Raw genomic sequence first — 18,667 nt, 5'->3', positions numbered from 1 at the left:
ATGAACGCCATCGTCGATATGCCCTCCTCTTCTCCTGCGCCCGCTTCGTCGGCTCAGGGAACACCGCTCGTGCAGGTCCGCGGTCTGCACAAACGCTACGGCGAAGTCGAGGTGCTGCGCGGTGTCGATCTCGACATCAGGAAGTCGGAGGTGGTCTGCATCATCGGGCCGTCGGGCTCCGGCAAGAGCACGCTGCTACGTTGCATCGCCGCGCTCGAACCCTACGACGAAGGCGACGTGCGCATCGAAGGCGACCTGCTCGGCTATACCGAACGCAACGGGCAGCGCGTACGTGCGTCGCACGGCGAGATCAACCGGGTGCGGCGCAATGTCGGTATGGTGTTCCAGCAGTTCAACCTGTGGCCTCACATGACGGCGCTCGGCAATGTCAGCGAAGCGCTGTTGCGTGTGCGACGACTCTCACGCGATGAAGCACGCAGCCGCGCGCTCGCGATGCTCGAAACGGTTGGCCTCGCGCACAAAGCCGATGCGTACCCGGCGAAACTCTCCGGCGGCCAGCAGCAGCGCGTCGCGATCGCGCGTGCGCTGGCGATGGAGCCGCACATCATGCTGTTCGACGAACCCACCTCGGCACTCGATCCCGAACTGGTCGGCGAAGTCTTGCAGGTGATGAAGCAGCTTGCACGCGACGGCATGACGATGGCCGTCGTCACCCACGAGATGGGTTTTGCGGCGCAGGTGGCCGACAAGGTTGTGTTTATTGACCAAGGGCAGATTGCAGTACAAGGCGCACCGCGTGAGGTCTTTCACGATGCCGGGCAGCCGCGTCTGCGGCAGTTTCTGCAGAACTACTTCGATCGCAACGCGTTCTGGGCGCGCAGCGGCGAGGCGGATGCGCCATGAGCGGCGCACACCACCACCCTGCTATCGGCGCATGTGCGGCACGCGCCGTGCAGCTTTAGCGCGCCGGCCGCCCGATGTCCGCCACGCTCCGCACCCGCCGCCGCGCTAAACCGCTTGACGGCGCGCATGTCGCGAGGCAGACGGGACGCGTCGCGCGCGGCCCCGCTGCCGCCGTTCCAGTCGAAGCCGCCGCACCGGCGCGCTACGAACAGGTGAAGCGCCACATCCGCGGCACGATCGAGTCCGGTGCACGCCGACCCGGCGACCGCATTCCGTCGGAACTCGACCTCGTCGCCTCGCTTGGCGTCTCGCGGATGACGGTCAACCGCGCACTGCGCGAACTCACGAACGAAGGGCTGCTCACACGCGTGTCCGGCGTCGGCACGTTCGTCGCCGAAGCCAAGCCGCAATCGACGCTACTGATGATCGCCCACATCGGCGACGAAATCCGCTCGCGGGGTCACGAGTACACGTCGGACATCCTGCTTGCGCAACGTGTAAGCGCACCGCTGCCCGTGTCGAACGCGTTGGGTCTCGCACCAGGCGCGTCTGTATTTCATGTGATCTGTGTGCATCGCGAGAACGGTCTGCCGGTGCAACTCGAAGACCGTTATGTGAATCCGGCGGCCGCGCCGGCGTTCCTGCAACAGGATTTCTCGACGCTCAGACCGTCCGAGTATCTGTTCAACACCGTGCCCTTGCACGACATCGAACATGTCGTCGATGCGGGTCTGCCGACTCGCGAGGAAGCGGAGCATCTTGAGATCGTCGAAAGCGAGCCGTGTCTGACGCTGGTGCGCCGGACGTGGACCAGTGGTGTCGCGGTGACGTATGCGCGGTTCGTGCATCCGGGCTCGCGTTATCGGCTCGGCTGCCGGTTTACGCCGGACGACTCGCAGCGTCAGGGCTAAATCTCTAAGCAGGCGCCACACCGAGCCAGAGCGCCCTCAAACCTTCCCCGCCAGATGAAAACGCGACGCCGGATGCCACAGCTGCACCGACGTCGCCACCGCCGCACCGACCCACGTACGACGCCACAACATCAGGCAAGGCTCACCAATCTCCATCGCCAGATGCCGCCGGACATGCGCGTCCGGCTTCTGAGCATAGATGCGAAACTCGGCGCGCTGGATCGGCGCGAGCCGCACCATGTAGTGGTTCGGTGTCTCGACCGTGAAGTCCTGTTCCAGGTAGTGGGGAAACACCTTCGGGTTCACGTAACGATCCTCGTACTGGATCGGTTCGCCCTCTTCGCTGTGCACGATGCGCGAATGGAAAATCGGCCCAGTCGAGAGGCCGAGTGCATCGACGGCGAGCGGGTCGTCGCTCGGTTCCAGTGTCAGCACATGGGCACTGTGCCGATGACCGCGCGCCGCGATCTCGTCGGCGATGTTGCGGATTTCCAGCACCGTCGACTCGTAGTGCTGCGGCGCGACGAACGTACCGGAGCCCTGCACGCGCGTCAGCACACGCTCCGACGTCAGTTCGCGCAGCGCGCGCGACACCGTCATGCGCGCGACGCCGAACTCTTTCACCAGTTCGGTTTCCGATGGGATCACGCCACCGGCTTTCCACTCGCCCTCGGCGATCCGTTGCAGGACGTAGCGCTTGATCTGCTCGTAAGCCGGCATCGGTTTCGCCGGCGTTTTAACACCGGGTTCCGCACGATCCGGCCCGGTGTCGGCCCGCTCTTTCAGATTCATGTTCACGTCGACCTCGTGGGTAGTACGTCGCGTCTGCAACACAGGGTAATGCGTGCGACGCCGTCTGGTGCCTAGCGGCTTGCCGCCGCGCCCGCTGCCACCGGACGCGGATCGTTGGCGGCAGCGCCCGCAGATCCAGCAGAAACGATCGGCACGCCGCTATCTGCATCGTCGTGACGTGGCGGCTGCAGGTTGCCCGGATTCGGCAACGGCGGCGGCGCTCCATCCGCGATTAATCGGAACGCGGCGGCCATGTCGTCGGCGAGCGGCCGGTCGTCGCGGTACGTCGCGACCACGCCGCGCACGCGGCGCCACAGCGCTTCGGTATGCGGCGCACGCGCTGCGTCGACGGCCTGCAGATCGTAGGCTTGCGCCGCAGCCAGCAATTCGATGGCGACAATCCGCCCGGCATTATCGATGATTTCAAGCGCCTTCAATGCAGCGGGTGTCGCATGGCACAGATGATCCTCCTGCAGTCCCGACGTAATACCACCATCGAGACTAGCGGGCGCTGCAAGCCGCCGGTTCTGCGCAACCAGCGAAGCCGCCGTGTACTGCGCGATCATGAAGCCGGAACAGGTGCCGCCCGGCTCCGCGAGAAACGCGGGCAAGCCGCTGACGAGCGGATTCACAAGCCGGTCGAGGCGTCGTTCGGCCATCGCTGCGACCTGCGCGATCGCGGTCGAGAGACTGTCCATCGCGAGCGCAATCGAAGCGCCGACCGCATGCGCCTGCGAGTAGACGCGCGGCGCTTCCGGTGTGCCGGCGACGATCGGGTTATCGGTGATCGAGGCGAGTTCACGGTTCACGACATCGGCGGTTGCGGTCAGCACGTCGCGCGCGGCGCCGTGTACGTGCGGGATTGTGCGCATGCTCAGCGGATCCTGCGTGCGCTGACCGACAAACGACGCGAGGATGCCGCTATCCGCGAGCGCTGCCCGCATCCGCGAGCCGACCAGGTTGAGCCCCGGCGACACGCGCATCGCCAGCGATTCGGCATCGAACGCGGCGAGCTGCCCGTGCAGATTCTCGAAGCTCATCGCGGCGACCGCATCGGTCCAGTCGAGCAGACCCTCGGCGCGCGCAAGCGCCAGTGCCGCGAGCCCGGTCACGCACGGCGTACCGTTGACGAGACTCAAACCTTCCTTCGCCTCGAGCACCAGCGGTTCGAGCCCAAGCCGCTGCAACGCCTCGCGACCGCTCAGCCGTTCACCGCGATAGCGCACGTGCCCTTCGCCAATACACACGAGCGCGATATGCGCCATATGACTCAGGTAACCGACCGAGCCAAATGCCGGCACTTCGGGCAGGCAGTCGGCCGCAAGCAATGCGACGAGCCGCTCGGCGACTTCGAGGCGAATACCCGAGTGACCGTGCGCGAAATTGTTGACCGCTGCGGCGATGATCGCGCGCGTTTCGGCGGCACCGAGCGGCGTACCGACACCGACCGCGTGGCTCATCAGGATGTTGCGCGATAGCGTGCGCTGCTCCGACTGCGATACCACCACATCGCACAGCGCACCGACACCGGTATTCACGCCGTACGCACGAATGCTGCGCACGACGATCTGTTCAACGAGTGTGTGAGCGGCGTCGATACGCGCACGGGCATCGGCGGAGAGTTCAAGCGTTTCGCCAGCCGCGATGGCCGCGACCTGACGCCAGTCGAGAGGACGAACGGAACGGAGGATGGCCATGGCAGTGCTCAGTTGGCAGTACGGTTGTGATGACTGGAGACGAACTGCCGGAACCGGTCCGACTTCAGTTCGCCGAATACCTCATCGGGTGTGCCGTCCGCTTCGACCTGCCCTTGATGCAGAAACATCACGCGGTTCGACACGTGCCGCGCGAAGCCCATCTCGTGCGTGACAACCAGCATCGTGCGCCCTTCCTCCGCAAGCGAGCGCATCACGCGCAGCACTTCGCCGACGAGTTCCGGATCGAGCGCCGAGGTGGGTTCGTCGAACAGCATCACCTTCGGATGCATCGCGAGTGCGCGGGCAATTGCCACCCGCTGCTGCTGTCCACCCGACAGATGCGCCGGATAGTGACCGCGCTTTTCCGCAAGACCGACTTTCGCGAGCAACGCTTCGGCTTCCTCGACCGCTTCGGCACGGCTGCGCTTCAATACGCGCATCGGACCTTCGATCAGGTTTTCGAGCACCGTCATGTGCGACCAGAGGTTGAAGTTCTGGAACACCATGCCGAGTTGCGAGCGGATGCGATCCACCTGACGACGATCGCCCGGTTGCAGACGGCCATCACTGCGACGCTTCATCTTCAGCTCTTCGCCACCGAGCGCCACCGAACCATCATCAGGCGTCTCCAGCAGATTCAGACAGCGCAGAAACGTGCTCTTGCCCGAGCCGCTCGCGCCGAGAATCGAGATCACGTCGCCTTCGTGGGCTTCGAGCGAGATGCCCTTCAGCACGTGATGGTCGCCGAACGATTTGTGGATGTTCTTGACCGACAATGCAACAGGAGCCGTAGCGTTCATGAGGTTCTCCTCTCCGGGAAAAGGGGCAGTCGCCTAGCGCGCGGCGCGGCGGATTTCAGCGGGTGGCGTAGCCGCGGCAGCCGATGGCTTGACGTTGGCGGGCGCGGCACGCAGATGCCGCGACAGGCGCCATTCAAGCGCACCGAGTACGCGCACGATGACGAAGTTCAGGAACAGGTAGATCAGCGCGGCGCAGATGAAGACTTCGGTCGTGCGATAAGTCTGCTGGATGATCTGCTGCGCGACGCCGGTCACTTCCCACACCGTGACGAGACTCGCAAGCGCCGTCGATTTGACGAGCAGTACGGCTTCCGTCGAATACGCGGGCAGACACTGGCGCAATGCGATCGGGCCGATCACGCGACGCAGCAGCGCGATACCCGACAGGCCGATCGAATAACCGGCTTCGATCTGGCCGACCGGCACTGCCATCAGGCCGCCGCGAATGATCTCGGCGGTGTAGCCTGCGGTACAGAGCGCCAGCGACAGCACCGCGCACAGATACGGATCGCGCAGCATCGGCCACAAGAAGCTCTCGCGGATCACGCCGAACTGACCGAGCCCGTAATACACGAGGAACATCTGGATCAGCAGCGGCGAGCCACGGAACACGAGAATGTAGAGCCGCGCGAAGCGGTTGGGCAGCCAGTGGCGCGAGACGCGCATCGTGACGATCACGAGCGACAGCAAGCCGCCCACGACCAGCGACGAAAAGAACAGCCCAAGCGTAGTCGGCACGGCCGCGAGCAGTTGCCGCAGCGTATCGAACAGAAAGTCGAAATCGAATGACATGATGGCGGCGTCCCGTTCAGTTGCGCGCGAAGTTGCGACGGAACGACCGCGCAATGCGCGCTTCCGCCCGGTTGAAGACGCGGTTCGAGATGCCGGTCATCAGCAGATACAGCGCGCCGCCCGCGCAGAAGAACACGAAATACTGATGGGTCGAGCCGGCCGCGACCTGGCTCTGGCGCAGCAACTCGGCAAGACCGGTCACGGAGATCAGCGCCGAATCTTTGAGGCTCAGTTGCCATACGTTGCCGATGCCCGGCAACGCGAAACGGAGGATCTGCGGAATCAGGATGCGGCGCGCCATCGTGAAGGTCGGCATGCCGATGGCGCGCGCCGCTTCGAGTTCGCCACGCGACACCGCGAGCACCGCCGCGCGATACACCTCGGCCTGATACGCACCGGAGATCATCCCTACCGCAAGCGCGCCGATCACGAACGGCGGCACACCAACGAAGCCTTCGGCGCCGAACCACTGGCCGATCGTGGTGACGAGCGTCGAGCCGCCGAAGTAGAACAGATAGATGACGAGCAGTTCGGGCACACCGCGAAACACCGTCGTGTACAGATCGCCGAGCACGCGCGCGGCGCGAAAGCGCGATAGCTTCGCGGCCGCGATCAGCGCGCCGAACACCGCGCCGACTGCCAGCGCGGCGAGCGTCAGCGCGACCGTCATCAGTGCGGCGAGCAGCAGCACGCCGCCCCAGCCTTCCGGCCCGAAACCGAGTATCTCGATCAGAGTCATGCGTGCGTCTCCTTCACTGCGTCATGTCTATCTGCTGTAACTACGACTGCAACCACGTGCGGTGCGATGTGTGACGACATCAAGCCATCAAGGCGTTACGTCAGTCTTGAACCATTTTTCCGACAGCTTCTTGACCGTACCGTCGGCCATCGCTGCTGCAATCGCCGTATCGAACTTCGTCCGCAGATCGCCATCCTGCTTGCGGAACGCGAGCCCTTCGCCCGGCCCCCAGATCGGACCACCGATCTTCGGTCCAGCCAGCACGATCGACGACGTCTCTTTCTTGTCGAGATTCGCCGCGTAATAAGTCACGTCGTCGAACGATGCATCGATGCGGCCCGCGGCCAGATCGAGATCGCGCTCAGGCGAGGTCTTGTAGACGCGGATCGTCGCGACGTCCTTGAAGTTGTCGTTGATGAACTTCGTATAGACGGTGCCCGACTGGATGCCGATCGACTTGCCCTTCAGTTGTTTGCGCAACGGATCGACGGTGGCCTGGTCGGCTTTCGGGTCGCCGGTCAGCTTGACCTGCGGCGCACCGGCCGCGGCCTTGGGCAGCACCTTCGTATCGGCGACGGCGAACGTAGCGGGCGTGGCTGCATACGGCCGCGAGAAGGCAATGATCTTTTCGCGCTCGGGCGTGATCGAGATCGCATCCATCAACACATCGAACTTGCCGGCCTGCAAGCCGGGAATCATGCCGTCCCAGTCCTGCGCGACCAGATTGCATTGCAACTGGATGCGCGCGCACAGATTCGCGACCAGTTCCGGTTCGAAGCCGCCGAGCTTGCCGCCCGGCAAGGTCAGGTTCCACGGTGCGTAGCCGCCTTCGAGCGCGATCGTCACCGTCTTCCAGTCTTTCGCGTGCACGGGTGCCGCGAGAACCGCCGAGGCGCCGAGTACGACGCCGATCAATGCCTTTGCCAACGTGCTGCGCTTGCCCATTGCGAATCTCCGTGATTGAGGTTGCCGGCAGCCGGCTCGACGATCGCTCGCCTCCAGCTAATTTGACTAGACAAGCTTGCCCGAGTAAAAAAAGCATCGCAAGGAGAAATCTCGAAAAAATGGATTTCGTCCGGGTAAGCCCTATAAACAAGGGATTTGACAGAAGATTTGAAACCGGCGGGATGAGTCTGAGCGGTGCAGGTGTGCGCCGCGATGGTGCGTTTTGTCTAGACAGGTTCGCGTGCGGTGCAGAGCGCCCTTGGCCTGGGCCAGCTACCAGACACCGGGCACGAAGCGATATCGAACCCGGGCAGCATAGGCCGCGTAGCCGTCGAGTTGTTCCGCCAGCATGCGTTCTTCGAGCACCGCCCGGTAACCGAGCGCCACCACCAGCAGCGGCGCACACGCCAGCCCCCACCAGGAGCCGAGCAGCAGCGGCGTGCCGATAAAAAAAGGAATGGTGGCGGTGTACATCGGATGGCGCACGTGCGCGTAAGGACCGGTGTCGGCAACCTTGTGACCCCGCTCGGTCTGCAGCTTCACGACCGGCGCGGCATAGCTGTTGGCGCGGAACACCGAACGCGTAGCAATGACGCAAACGGCGATGCCCAGCGCACCGATAACATTTGCCCACACCGGCACTGCGGACCACCGCCAGCGCTGCGCATCGAACGCGATCAGGACGAGCCACACGGGCCATACGATCGCGACGCTTGCCATGAAGAACCGGTCCCAGCGGCTCTGCTGCTTCTGCACGATGTTACCGAGCCGTTCGGCGAGCAGCGCCGGATCATGCCGTGCGAGCCACAGGCCAAGCCACACGCTAAGCGCGCCCAGCTCCAGCAGATAGCACCAGGCGCCAGGCCACGCGAGCGTGCCGGCCGCGCCGAACAGCAGCACACCCATGCCGACGAGGAAAACGAAGGTCTGCGTAAACATCCGGACGATCATCGCTCACACTCCAGGAGCCAGGTCGCTGACGCGCGCATAGATCGATTCCACATCGATATCGTCGGGATCGAGGCCGAATGCGTCGCGCAGGCACATCGTCAGTTCGCGCGCGCTGCCGAGCATGCGTTCGCTGCCGTGACCGTCTTTCGACCGTTCGGTGAAGCGGTTGTTAAACAGCGTCAACCGGCCGTGCGGTTGCACGCGGCACACCACCAGTTGTGTGACGAAGAGCGATTCGGGGAAGGTCGAGGTGTACCAGTTCGCCGTCTCGTAGTCGATCCATTCGGCGCGCTGCAATTCGAAGCGATAGATCTTCATCCACGCATCGCCGGAATGCAGTTCGAGATCGAATGCACCGTTCGGCGCGTCGACGACACGCAGCGCTTCGTGCGAGGTTTGCTGCGTTTGCCCGGCGATCAGCCGCAGCGGCTCCGTAAGCGTGACCACACCGAAGCCGACATCGGCGATCCATGGGCCGTCGTCGAGATCGATACGCACCAGCATGTGCGTGCGCGCCGTGACCGCATCGGGCGCGCGGCCCCAGAGTACGCGCGCGATCAGCGGTGTGATGCGGAAACCGAGTTGCATCAGCACGCGTGCAAACAGCCCGTTCTGTTCGAAGCAGTAGCCGCCGCGCCGACGCCCGACCAGCTTGCCCTCGATCGAAGCCGGATCGAGCAGCACGCGGCGCCCGGTCAGCGGATCGAGATTCTCGAAGGGGATCGTATAGGCGTGCAGCCGATGCAGTTCGCGCAGCACGTCGAGCGTCGGCGTACGCGGACCGGTGTAGCCGATGCGGGAAAAGTAACGGTCGAGATCGAGCGTAAACGACATCGTGGCGGTCCTCTTTTGCTCCGGCGCGGAACGCACCGGATGACAGCGATCCATCATAGCGCCGGGTCGCAACGAACAAGCGTGCGCGCTGCTTCGACATCCCGAATGAAGGCATAAAGAAAGCATTACGACAGCAAAAAGGAAGGCTAAAGATTACACCCCGTAAAGTAGATGCGAATCGTTCTCATTTATGTTGACGGGCATATTTCCCCTGCGTACGATGGCGCCAATCGCCGCATCGGACGTCGCGAACCCGGTATGGCCATCTACTGAATCAAGGCTTTCAAAGCCGCCGGCGAGTTGTCGGGTTCAGTCATAAAACAACACCGAAGGGATTCACATGAAACTCGCCCTGTTCACTGGACACGCTGCGCCAGCATGTGTGCGTCCGGGTCCTGCGCGACGCTCGCCGCTGCATGCGCGGCCGCTGTCGCCGATCCGTAAGGCTGCGCTGTCTTTCGCGTTTGCATGCACGGCGCTGACAGCTCACGCCGCGTTCGCCGAAGCGAATCCGGACGCCGCGCCCGAGGCCCCCGAGGCCGACCTGAACATCAAGGCGCAGCAAACCAGCCAGTGGACCGGCGTGTGGTCACGCCAGAATCTGTTCGGCGACATCGGCGGTCTGCGGCCGTGGCTCGGCAAATACGGCGTCACGTTCAGCCTGACTGAAACCAGCGAATACCTCGCGAACCTGCGCGGCGGCCTGCACACCGGCGGCGACTACGACGGCCTCACCACCGCCACGGTCCAGGTCGATACGCAGAAGGCATTCGGTTTGCCGGGCGGCCTCTTCAACGTCAGCGCGCTGAATATTCATGGGCAGAATCTGAGCGCCAACAAACTCGGCACGCTGAACACCGCATCCGGTATCGAGGCGCAGGACACGACGCGGCTCTGGGAGTTGTGGTACCAGCAGTCGTTTCTGAACAAGCGCATCGACGTGAAGGTCGGTCAGCAAAGTATCGATCAGGAATTCATCACCAGTCAGTACGCGGCGACTTTCATCAATACGATGTTCGGCTGGCCTGCGCTGCCGTCGTACGACATGCCGTCGGGCGGCCCCGCCTATCCGCTCGCCGATCTCGGCGTGCGCGTACGCGGCCAGATCACACCGTCGCTGACCGCGCTCGCAGGCGTGTTCGATGGCGATCCGCTCGGCAACAATCCGAACAACATCAGCGGGACCAACTTCAACCTGCATAACGGCGCGCTGTATATCGGCGAGCTGCAGTACTCGATCAACCAGCCGGCAGACGGCGAAATGGTCGGCGCTGGTTCGAATGGACTGCCAGGCACCTACAAGCTCGGCCTCTGGTACAACAACGAAAGCTTCGCCGACCAGCATCTGGACAATACCGGTGTGTCGCTCGCCAATACGGCATTGTCGACCGGCATTCCGAGCCAGCATCACGGTAACTACAGCATCTATGCGGTCGCGGACCAGATGATCTGGCGCCCGGACCCCGACGAGCCGCGCAGCATCGGCGTGTTCGCACGCGTGATGGGCGCACCGGGCGACCGCAATCTCGTGAGCCTCGCCGCCAACGTCGGCATCGTGATGAAAGCGCCGTTCGCGGGCCGCGACAACGACAGCGTCGGGCTTGCGGCAACCTTCATCAAGGTCGGCAACGGCATTCACGACCTCGATCAGGACACGCTTGCAGCGAGCGGCGGACCTTACGGTGTGCGCACCAGCGAAACGACGCTCGAAGCGACCTACATCTATCAGGCAACGCCGTGGTGCCAGATCCAGGGCGACGCGCAATACACGTTCAACGCCGGTGCCGGCCAGAACCCGAGCGACCCGACGCAGCCGCTGCGCAATACGTTTGTTGTCGGCGTGCGGACTAACATCACGTTCTAGGCATCGTTCGCTCACGCCGCACGCAACTACATGCAATCACACGCTTTTACGCTTCGCTCATGACCGCATTCAACGCTTTGTGCGCAGGCACGGAGACTCATATGAAACATCTCAAGCGCAAGCTTTCGTCGCGCTCTACCCGCACTGTTCTGGCTCTCGTCGCCGGTGCAGTGGCATGCGCCGTCGCTGCTACCGCCTACGCTGAACCGCTGGGTTTTCTCGAAACCCTGCATCACCACACGACGCTGATCAACACGGTGCCCGACAACGGCGACCAGAACCCCTACGCGATTGTCGTCGCGCCGACCTCGGCGGGCACGGTGAAACAGGGTGACGTGCTGGTCGACAACTTCAACAACTCGACCAACCTGCAGGGCACCGGCAGCACGATCGTCGACTATCACCCCGACACGAAGCAGATGACGCTGTTCGCGACGATCCCGCGCGATCTGAAGGATTGCCCCGGTGGCATCGGGTTGTCGACGGCGATGACGATGCTGAAGTCGGGCTGGGTGATCGTCGGTAGCACGCCGAGCAATGACGGCACCACCGGTACGAAAGGCGCCGGCTGCCTGATCGTGATCGACAGCCAGGGCAAGATTGCGTCGACCATCGCCAGCGCCAACATCAACGACCCGTGGGGCAACATGGCCGTCGTCGACAACGGCACGAGCGCGACGCTGTTCGTCAGCAATGCGGGCTTCGGCGTCGGTGGAGCGACCGGCAATCCGCCGGTCTTCAAGCAGGCCACCGTGCTGCGTCTCGACCTCGACATTCCGCAAGGCAAGCCGCCGGTCGTGAAGAAGGAAACCGTGGTCGGCAGCGGCTTCGGCGCGCAGGCCGACAAGGGCGTGTTCCTCGTCGGGCCGACCGGGCTCGCGCTGTCGGCGGATCAGAAACTGCTGTATGTGTCCGACGCGATCGGTAACCGCGTCAACGAAATCGATGATCCGATGACGCGCGACACGAGCGCGGGCGTCGGCCGTCAACTGACCGCCGACGGCCTGCTGCACCGTCCGCTCGCGATGGTCACCGCACCGAACGGCCACCTGCTCGTCACCAACGCGCTGAACGGTCAGGTCGTCGAGATCGATCCCGCGAGCGGCAAGCAGCTGTACGCGCGCTGGATCGACACCGACAAGGCACAATCGCCGCCTGGCAACGGCGACCTGTTCGGCATCGCGTTGACACCGGAAGGCGACGGCTTCTATTTTGTGCAGGACGACGTGAACACGCTGGTACTGGCGAAGTAATCATGGCAAACGACTCCTCTCCCCCCTCACGGCCCGCGCGACGCGGTTTTCTGAAGGCAGGCGCGGCAACCGTCGCGGCCGGTGCGAGTCTCGGCACCGCAGGGGTCGCACAGGCGGCGGCCCAGGCCGCGCTCGGCAAGACGCATGCGGACGATCCGCAGCTAGCGGTCGAGCCGTTCTTCGCGCCGCATCAGGGCGGCATCGTCACGCCGCAGCAGAGCCACACCTACGTCGTGGCGCTCGATCTGACGACCGAAAAACGCGACGACGTAATCGGCCTGCTGCGCACATGGACCGATGCCGCCGCGCGCATGACGCAAGGGTCACCCGCCGCGTCGCTGCAAACCGCCGACGACAAATCCGCGCCCGATTCCGGCGACGTACTCGGCCTCGGCGCCGCCGGCCTGACGATTACCTTCGGCTTCGGCCCGGGGCTTTTCACACACGAAGGCAAGGATCGCTACGGCCTCGCGTCGCGCCGCCCCGCTGCACTGGTCGATCTGCCGCGCTTTAACGGCGATCAACTGGTCGCAGAGAAAACCGGTGGCGACCTGTTCATCCAGGCCTGCGCCAACGACGCGCAGGTTGCATTCCACGCGGCGCGGCAACTGGCACGCCAGGCCTACGGCATCGCACAGATGCGCTGGGGCCAGGCAGGCTTCCTGTCCGGTCCGCGCGGACAAACGCCGCGCAACCTGATGGGCTTCAAGGACGGCACCAACAATCCATCGACGCAAAGCGCGCCGCTGATGAACGAGTTCGTCTGGGCCACCTCTGCCGATACACCGTGGATGCAGGGCGGCACCTACACGGTCGTGCGCCGTATTCGCATCACGCTCGAACACTGGGACCAGATGGAACTCGGGTTTCAGGAGCAGGTGTTCGGCCGCCACAAATACAGCGGTGCGCCGATCGGCCAGAAGAACGAATTCGATGCGGTCAATCTCGACGCGCAGGATAAGGACGGCAACAACGTGATCCCCGACAACTCGCACGTGCGGCTGTCGAATCACGCATCGAACAACGGCGCGCAGATCCTGCGCCGCTCGTATTCGTATAACGACGGCACGAACTTCTATATCGAGCGCTGGCCGCCATGGCGCCAGGAAACCGAATACGATGCCGGGCTGATCTTCATCGCGCACCAGAGCGATCCGCGTACCGGTTTCATCCCGATCAACGAGAAGCTCTCGAAGTTCGATCTGATGAACCAGTTCACGACGCATATCGGCAGCGCGGTGTTTGCGTGTCCGCCGGGCGCGCGCCAGGGATCGTTTATCGGCGCGGGACTGTTCGAGACCTGAGCACACTCACGCGCAACCCTACGAACCGACACCATCATCTGAATCTGAAGAAGGAACGCTACGACCATGACCCACTCCTCGTTTGGCACTCGCCTGCGTGTGCTCGGCGCCGCCGCCAGTCTGACGCTTGCAGCCATCGGCGCACTGCCGTTGTCCGCACATGCCGCGTCGATCGTGCTGTACAACGCGCAGCATGAACAGGTCGTCAACATGCTGGCGAAGGACTTCGAAAAGGAATCGGGCATCTCGGTGAAGATCCGCAGCGGCGAAGGCCCGGCGCTCGCCGCGCAGATCGTCGCGGAAGGCACGGCATCACCGGCCGATGTGTATTTCACGGAGAATTCGCCAGAGCTGATGCTGCTCGAAGAAAAGGGGCTGCTCGGCAAGATCGATCCGGCGACGCTCGCGACGATTCCGGCACGCTACAACTCGCCGACCGGCGCATGGGTCGGCGTCACCGCGCGTGAAAACGTGCTCGCGTACAACACGACGAAGGTTCAGCCGGCGCAGTTGCCGCAGTCGCTGTTCGATCTCGCGAAACCCGAGTGGAAAGGCAAGGTCGGCATTGCACCGAGCGATGGCGACTTCCTGCCGCTCGTGAGCGCCGTGCTCGCACTGAAAGGCGAAGCGCAAACGGTGCAATGGTTGAAGGGCCTGAAAGCCAACGCGCAAATCTTCGACGACGACGAAGGCGTGGTGGCCGCGGTCAATCGCGGTGCGGTTGCCACCGGCATCATCAATAACTACTACTGGGCCCGTCTGCATGCCGAGATCGGCGACAAGGGAACACGCAGTGCGGTTTATCACTTCGGTCATGGCGATGCGGGCGCGCTCGTCAATGTATCGGGTGCGGCCGTGCTGAAGGCCGCACATAACGCAGACGGTGCGCAGAAGTTCATCGCGTACCTGGTGAGCGAACGTGCGCAGGATCTGGTCGCGAAGAGCCATGTCGAGTTCGAGTATCCGTTGCATGCAGGCGTCGCACCGGACCCGATCCTCAAGCCATTCACCGAGCTGAGCCCGCCCGCTCTGACGATCGAGCAACTCGGCGACGACAGCCAGGCCGGCAAGCTGCTGCGCCAGGCTGGTTTGCTGTAAATGAGCGACGCTACGTCGGCCGGTATGCCGGTCGACGCACCGCCCGTAGCAATACGCAGCCGCGCGCGTGCACCGCGCGGTCTGTTCGCGGCAGCGGCACTCAGCGCATTGCTGGTGCTGCTGCCGATTGCGTTTACGTTCTGGCGCGCAGCGAGCTTCGGGTTCGCCGATGCCGTCGATCTCGTGTTCCGGCCGCTCGTCGGTGAACTGCTCGTCAACACGCTGCTGATTACCGTCTCGGCGACGCTCGCTTCTGCGGTGATCGGTACGGCTGCGGCGTGGTTCGTCGAACGCACGCGTCTGCCTGGGCGCCGACTGTGGGCCGTGCTGAGCGCGGCGCCGCTCGCGATGCCCGCGTTCATCACCAGCTATGCCTGGGTGTCGTTCAGCCTCGATCTGCAGGATTTCGCGGGGGCGCTGCTCGTCATCACGTCCGCGTATTTTCCGCTCGTGTACCTGCCGGTTGCCGCCGCGTTGCGCAACATGGACCCTGCCCTCGAAGAGAGTGCACGCGCGCTTGGTTGCGGTCGCATTGCTACGTTCATGCGGGTCGTGCTGCCGCAACTGCGACCTGCGCTGCTCGGCGGCATGCTGCTCGTCGCGCTTGGCGTGCTGTCCGAATTCGGCGCGTTCACGCTGCTGCGTTTTCGCACCTTCACCACCGAGATCTACGCCGAGTACCGCACCAGTTTCGACGGCGGTGGTGCGTCGGTGCTCGCGTGTCTGTTGATCGGAATGTGTCTCGTGTGCCTTGCCGGCGAATTTCGCGTGCGCGGTGCGGCGCGCTATGAACGTGTCGATCGTGGTGCTCGTCGCGCCGTGCTGCGTTATGACCTTGGCGCGTGGCGCTGGCTCGTCGTCGCGGGCTTCGCGGCACTTGCGATCGCGACGCTCGGTGTGCCGCTCGGCATGATCGGCTTCTGGCTCACGCAGCCGGGCGCCGCCGCCGTGACGCCCGCCGATGTCTCGCCCGAACTGCTGTTCAACGCAACGATGTCGTCGCTCGGCTTTGGGCTCGCTGCCGCCGTATTGACCACCGTGCTCGTGATCCCGCTCGCATTCCTGCTGGTGCGCTTCCCCGGCCGTCTCGCGACGCTGTTCGAGCGCACCGTGTTTATCGCGCAAGGCGTGCCCGGTCTCGTGATCGCGCTCGCGATCGTGTCGCTTGCCGTGCACGCGTTGCAGCCGCTCTATCAAAGCGCGGCACTGCTCGTGATCGCGTACGCGATCCTGTTCCTGCCGCTTGCGCTCGTTAGCGTGCGTGCCGCATTGATGCAGGCGCAGCCACGACTCGAAGAAACGGCGCGGGCGCTGGGTCTCGGTTGGGCTCAGACCGTATTGCGTGTGCTGCTGCCACTAGCAGGCCCAGGCCTCGGCGCGGCAGCCGCGATGGTGTTCATCTCGGTCGTCACCGAACTCAACGCGACACTGCTGCTCTCGCCCATCGATACCCACACGCTCGCCACCCAGGTCTGGTCCGATACGTCGACGATGGCGTTCGCTGCCGCCGCACCGTATGCAGCGTTGCTGACCGGCATTTCGCTGTGCGCATCGGGGCTGCTGTTTACACTGCTTGGTCGCTCGGCGCTGCTGGGCGAGCGCTCATGAGCGTGTGAGCGAAACCGGGCATTCTGCAATTTGATCGGATTCACATGAGCGAACTTCGTATCCGCGGGCTGCATAAATCGTTCGACGGTCACCCGGTGCTGCATGGCATCGATCTGTCCGTCGAACGCGGCACGCTGCTCGCGCTACTCGGCCCATCGGGCAGCGGCAAGACCACGTTACTGCGCGTGCTGTGCGGCTTCGAACGCGCGGATGGCGGTAATGTCGAGATCGACGGTAGACGTGTGGTCGGTGACGGTCTGCATCTGCCGTCTGAACAACGGCGCATCGGCTATGTGCCGCAGGAAGGTGCGCTGTTTCCGCATCTGTCGGTGGCGGACAACATCGTGTTCGGTTTGCCGCGCGCGCAACGTCGCGTGGGCCATCGGGTGGCCGAACTGCTCGAACTGGTCGGCCTGCCCGCTTCGTTCGCGACGCGCGCGCCGCAGCAGCTTTCGGGCGGCCAGCAACAGCGCGTTGCGCTGGCCCGCGCGCTCGCTCCTTCGCCGACGCTCGTGATGCTCGACGAGCCGTTTTCTTCGCTCGATGCCGCGTTGCGCCTCGAGACCCGCCAGGCCGTAGCGCAGGCGCTTGCCGCGGCAGGAGCGACTGCCGTGCTCGTGACGCACGATCAGTCGGAAGCGTTATCGATGGGACATGAAGTGGCCGTGCTCTGGCGCGGCAAGCTGATCCAGACTGCGACGCCGCAAACGCTCTACCGGCAGCCGGTGACGCGCGAGCTGGCATCGTTCGTTGGCGAAGCGGTGTTGCTCGCGGGCGATGCGCGCGGCGGCAGTGCGACCTGCGAGCTGGGTACGCTGTCTCTGTCCGTGCCGGTTGCCGATGGTGCTGTCGATGTCATGGTGCGGCCGGAGCAGATCCGCGTGCTGCATGCGCATGAGGCCGCGCCGAGTGGTGCGCCGAGCTTCGACGCTATCGTGCAGGATGTTGTGTTTCAGGGGCAGGATGCTGCCGTGACGCTGCGGATGCAGTCTGCCGCGCACACCATCGTGCGGGCGCGTGTGCCGGGTTATCGTAGTCCGCAGCCGGGTGAGCGGGTCACGCTTACTGTTGATGGTGATGCGACGGCGTATCCGCGCGGTTGATCCCATCTCCTGTTTTCTGCGCTGGCAGATTCACGCGAGCAGACTGTCGAGTGAGCGCGTATCCGCACGGTTGATCCCATCTTTAACTCGCCACACCTGCAGATTCACATCGGCAGATTGTCGCGCGACGCAGTCTCCTGCGCCGGCTGGGCACGCGTCTGCACGCGCACCGCAAGATCCTGCACCATCTGCGCGGCAAGATAGTCGCAAGTCGGTCGATCCGATTTCGCACTCCGCGCAACGACGATTTCAAGCGGCTCGATAAACGGCAACCCCTGCGCTTCGCCGAGAATGGCGAGCCGCGCCGGCACGCTGCAACGCGCGAGCGCGATCACCGCGAGGCCAGCATCCACAGTCGCGACCAGGCCAAGCAGACTCGCGCTGCTATACGCGGCGCGATAACGGATCTTCGCTGCATCGAGCGCGGCAAGCGTATGCAGACGCGCGACACAACCGGGCTCGTACAGCCCGACCGGCAACGGCGAGGCGGCAAGCACAGCCGGTTCATCGGACGAACCCACCCATACCATCGGCTCGCTACGCACGAATTCGCCGTGCAGCTTGCGGTCGCGCGTGACGAACGCCAGATCGATCTTGTTGTCGGCCAGCATCGGCGCAAGTGCCGTGCTCTGCGCACAGACAATCTCGATCTCGACGTGCGGATAAAGATTCGAAAACCGCCGCAGCACCGGCGAGAGCAACGACGACACATAGTCGTCCGGCGCACCGAGCACGACGCGCCCCGTCACTTCAGGCCGCACGATCGCGGCCCATGCCTCCTGATGCAGATCGATCACGCGACGCGCGTATTCGAGCAGCGTATTGCCCGGCCGCGTCAGCGCGAGGTTGCGGGTGTCGCGCGCGAACAGCGTCGTGCCGAGCATCCGTTCGAGCCGCTTGATCTGCATGCTCACCGCCGCCTGCGACCGGTGCACCGCCACCGATGCCTTCGTAAAACTCCCCGTTTCCACCACCGCGACGAAGGTGCGCAGCAAATCGATATCGAATTCCGGGTGCATGATTTATCAATCCGGCTTATGGAATTTCCAAATTTAATTCGTTTGTCGATGGCTTACAAGTCGCGGATACTCGATCGGTCTATCGTTGCGGAG

17 protein-coding genes are annotated in these 18,667 nt (G+C 63.9%); 8 read left to right on the top strand and 9 right to left on the bottom strand.

What is annotated here, in order from left to right; translation table 11 throughout:
• Both BWP39_RS19275 and hutC (BWP39_RS19270) read left to right on the top strand, forming a co-directional pair.
• A complete protein-coding gene (locus tag BWP39_RS19275) occupies positions 1-864 on the top strand; it encodes an amino acid ABC transporter ATP-binding protein (RefSeq protein WP_096723090.1) in 864 nt (287 codons plus the stop codon).
• Positions 865-938: 74 nt separating this feature from the next.
• Positions 939-1,775: a histidine utilization repressor gene (gene hutC, locus BWP39_RS19270; RefSeq protein WP_096723088.1), complete on the top strand. Its 837-nt coding sequence runs from the start codon at positions 939-941 to the stop codon at positions 1,773-1,775.
• A gap of 36 nt (positions 1,776-1,811) precedes the next feature.
• Here the strand turns inward: hutC (BWP39_RS19270) and hutC (BWP39_RS19265) are convergent, their stop codons facing one another.
• The 8 genes from hutC (BWP39_RS19265) to BWP39_RS19230 form a co-directional block, all read right to left on the bottom strand.
• Positions 1,812-2,567 carry a histidine utilization repressor gene (hutC, locus tag BWP39_RS19265; protein WP_170043922.1) on the bottom strand — a complete coding sequence of 252 codons (756 nt, stop codon included), beginning with the start codon at positions 2,565-2,567 and terminating at the stop codon, positions 1,812-1,814.
• A 71-nt stretch (positions 2,568-2,638) separates the two neighbouring features.
• Positions 2,639-4,264 carry an HAL/PAL/TAL family ammonia-lyase gene (locus BWP39_RS19260; protein ID WP_096723086.1) on the bottom strand — a complete coding sequence of 542 codons (1,626 nt, stop codon included), beginning with the start codon at positions 4,262-4,264 and terminating at the stop codon, positions 2,639-2,641.
• 8 nt (positions 4,265-4,272) lie between these two features.
• Positions 4,273-5,064, bottom strand: coding sequence for an ABC transporter ATP-binding protein (locus tag BWP39_RS19255; protein ID WP_096723084.1), 792 nt, complete (start codon positions 5,062-5,064; stop codon positions 4,273-4,275).
• A 33-nt stretch (positions 5,065-5,097) separates the two neighbouring features.
• Positions 5,098-5,856 (bottom strand): ABC transporter permease, encoded by a 759-nt coding sequence (locus BWP39_RS19250; protein WP_091017717.1) that lies wholly within the window; start codon positions 5,854-5,856, stop codon positions 5,098-5,100.
• A 16-nt stretch (positions 5,857-5,872) separates the two neighbouring features.
• A complete protein-coding gene (locus tag BWP39_RS19245) occupies positions 5,873-6,595 on the bottom strand; it encodes an ABC transporter permease (RefSeq protein ID WP_096723082.1) in 723 nt (240 codons plus the stop codon).
• 87 nt (positions 6,596-6,682) lie between these two features.
• A complete protein-coding gene (locus BWP39_RS19240; protein ID WP_096723080.1) occupies positions 6,683-7,540 on the bottom strand; it encodes a transporter substrate-binding domain-containing protein in 858 nt (285 codons plus the stop codon).
• A 273-nt stretch (positions 7,541-7,813) separates the two neighbouring features.
• Complete coding sequence (locus BWP39_RS19235) at positions 7,814-8,491, bottom strand: methyltransferase family protein (RefSeq protein WP_096723078.1); 678 nt, start codon at positions 8,489-8,491, stop codon at positions 7,814-7,816.
• Positions 8,492-8,494: 3 nt separating this feature from the next.
• Entirely contained in the window at positions 8,495-9,325 is an 831-nt protein-coding gene (locus BWP39_RS19230; RefSeq protein WP_096726036.1) for an arylamine N-acetyltransferase family protein, read from the bottom strand.
• 340 nt (positions 9,326-9,665) lie between these two features.
• On the opposite strand from BWP39_RS19230, the gene BWP39_RS19225 reads away from it, so the two are divergent.
• The 6 genes from BWP39_RS19225 to BWP39_RS19200 all read left to right on the top strand — a co-directional run bounded on the left by BWP39_RS19225 (position 9,666) and on the right by BWP39_RS19200 (position 17,555).
• Entirely contained in the window at positions 9,666-11,189 is a 1,524-nt protein-coding gene (locus tag BWP39_RS19225) for a carbohydrate porin (RefSeq protein WP_096723076.1), read from the top strand.
• Between the two features lie 101 nt (positions 11,190-11,290).
• On the top strand, positions 11,291-12,442 hold the full coding sequence (locus BWP39_RS19220) for an NHL repeat-containing protein (RefSeq protein ID WP_096723074.1): 1,152 nt from the start codon (positions 11,291-11,293) through the stop codon (positions 12,440-12,442).
• A 2-nt stretch (positions 12,443-12,444) separates the two neighbouring features.
• Positions 12,445-13,746, top strand: coding sequence for an iron uptake transporter deferrochelatase/peroxidase subunit (gene efeB / locus BWP39_RS19215; RefSeq protein ID WP_096723072.1), 1,302 nt, complete (start codon positions 12,445-12,447; stop codon positions 13,744-13,746).
• A gap of 66 nt (positions 13,747-13,812) precedes the next feature.
• Positions 13,813-14,844, top strand: coding sequence for an iron ABC transporter substrate-binding protein (locus tag BWP39_RS19210; protein ID WP_096723070.1), 1,032 nt, complete (start codon positions 13,813-13,815; stop codon positions 14,842-14,844).
• A complete protein-coding gene (locus BWP39_RS19205; protein ID WP_096723068.1) occupies positions 14,845-16,452 on the top strand; it encodes an ABC transporter permease in 1,608 nt (535 codons plus the stop codon).
• Between the two features lie 44 nt (positions 16,453-16,496).
• On the top strand, positions 16,497-17,555 hold the full coding sequence (locus tag BWP39_RS19200; RefSeq protein WP_096723065.1) for an ABC transporter ATP-binding protein: 1,059 nt from the start codon (positions 16,497-16,499) through the stop codon (positions 17,553-17,555).
• Positions 17,556-17,659: 104 nt separating this feature from the next.
• Here BWP39_RS19200 and BWP39_RS19195 read toward each other — a convergent pair whose 3' ends face one another.
• Positions 17,660-18,574, bottom strand: coding sequence for a LysR substrate-binding domain-containing protein (locus BWP39_RS19195; protein WP_096723063.1), 915 nt, complete (start codon positions 18,572-18,574; stop codon positions 17,660-17,662).
• Positions 18,575-18,667 lie beyond the last annotated feature (93 nt).

It is taken from the genome of Paraburkholderia acidicola, from assembly GCF_002362315.1.
GTDB lineage: Bacteria > Pseudomonadota > Gammaproteobacteria > Burkholderiales > Burkholderiaceae > Paraburkholderia > Paraburkholderia acidicola.
Note: the sequence above shows the minus strand (reverse complement) of the source record. Positions and strands in the feature narration are given on the sequence as shown.

Bases quoted from the DNA above. Each gene is read 5' to 3' on its own strand.
- BWP39_RS19245 (WP_096723082.1), bottom strand. From the start codon at position 6,595: ATGACTCTGATCGAGATACTCGGTTTCGGGCCGGAAGGCTGGGGCGGC.
- BWP39_RS19220 (WP_096723074.1), top strand. From the start codon at position 11,291: ATGAAACATCTCAAGCGCAAGCTTTCGTCGCGCTCTACCCGCACTGTT.
- hutC (WP_096723088.1), top strand. From the start codon at position 939: ATGTCCGCCACGCTCCGCACCCGCCGCCGCGCTAAACCGCTTGACGGC.
- efeB (WP_096723072.1), top strand. From the start codon at position 12,445: ATGGCAAACGACTCCTCTCCCCCCTCACGGCCCGCGCGACGCGGTTTT.
- BWP39_RS19235 (WP_096723078.1), bottom strand. From the start codon at position 8,491: ATGATCGTCCGGATGTTTACGCAGACCTTCGTTTTCCTCGTCGGCATG.
- BWP39_RS19225 (WP_096723076.1), top strand. From the start codon at position 9,666: ATGAAACTCGCCCTGTTCACTGGACACGCTGCGCCAGCATGTGTGCGT.
- BWP39_RS19210 (WP_096723070.1), top strand. From the start codon at position 13,813: ATGACCCACTCCTCGTTTGGCACTCGCCTGCGTGTGCTCGGCGCCGCC.
- BWP39_RS19195 (WP_096723063.1), bottom strand. From the start codon at position 18,574: ATGCACCCGGAATTCGATATCGATTTGCTGCGCACCTTCGTCGCGGTG.
- BWP39_RS19205 (WP_096723068.1), top strand. From the start codon at position 14,845: ATGAGCGACGCTACGTCGGCCGGTATGCCGGTCGACGCACCGCCCGTA.
- hutC (WP_170043922.1), bottom strand. From the start codon at position 2,567: ATGAATCTGAAAGAGCGGGCCGACACCGGGCCGGATCGTGCGGAACCC.
- BWP39_RS19275 (WP_096723090.1), top strand. From the start codon at position 1: ATGAACGCCATCGTCGATATGCCCTCCTCTTCTCCTGCGCCCGCTTCG.
- BWP39_RS19200 (WP_096723065.1), top strand. From the start codon at position 16,497: ATGAGCGAACTTCGTATCCGCGGGCTGCATAAATCGTTCGACGGTCAC.
- BWP39_RS19250 (WP_091017717.1), bottom strand. From the start codon at position 5,856: ATGTCATTCGATTTCGACTTTCTGTTCGATACGCTGCGGCAACTGCTC.
- BWP39_RS19240 (WP_096723080.1), bottom strand. From the start codon at position 7,540: ATGGGCAAGCGCAGCACGTTGGCAAAGGCATTGATCGGCGTCGTACTC.
- BWP39_RS19255 (WP_096723084.1), bottom strand. From the start codon at position 5,064: ATGAACGCTACGGCTCCTGTTGCATTGTCGGTCAAGAACATCCACAAA.
- BWP39_RS19260 (WP_096723086.1), bottom strand. From the start codon at position 4,264: ATGGCCATCCTCCGTTCCGTTCGTCCTCTCGACTGGCGTCAGGTCGCG.
- BWP39_RS19230 (WP_096726036.1), bottom strand. From the start codon at position 9,325: ATGTCGTTTACGCTCGATCTCGACCGTTACTTTTCCCGCATCGGCTAC.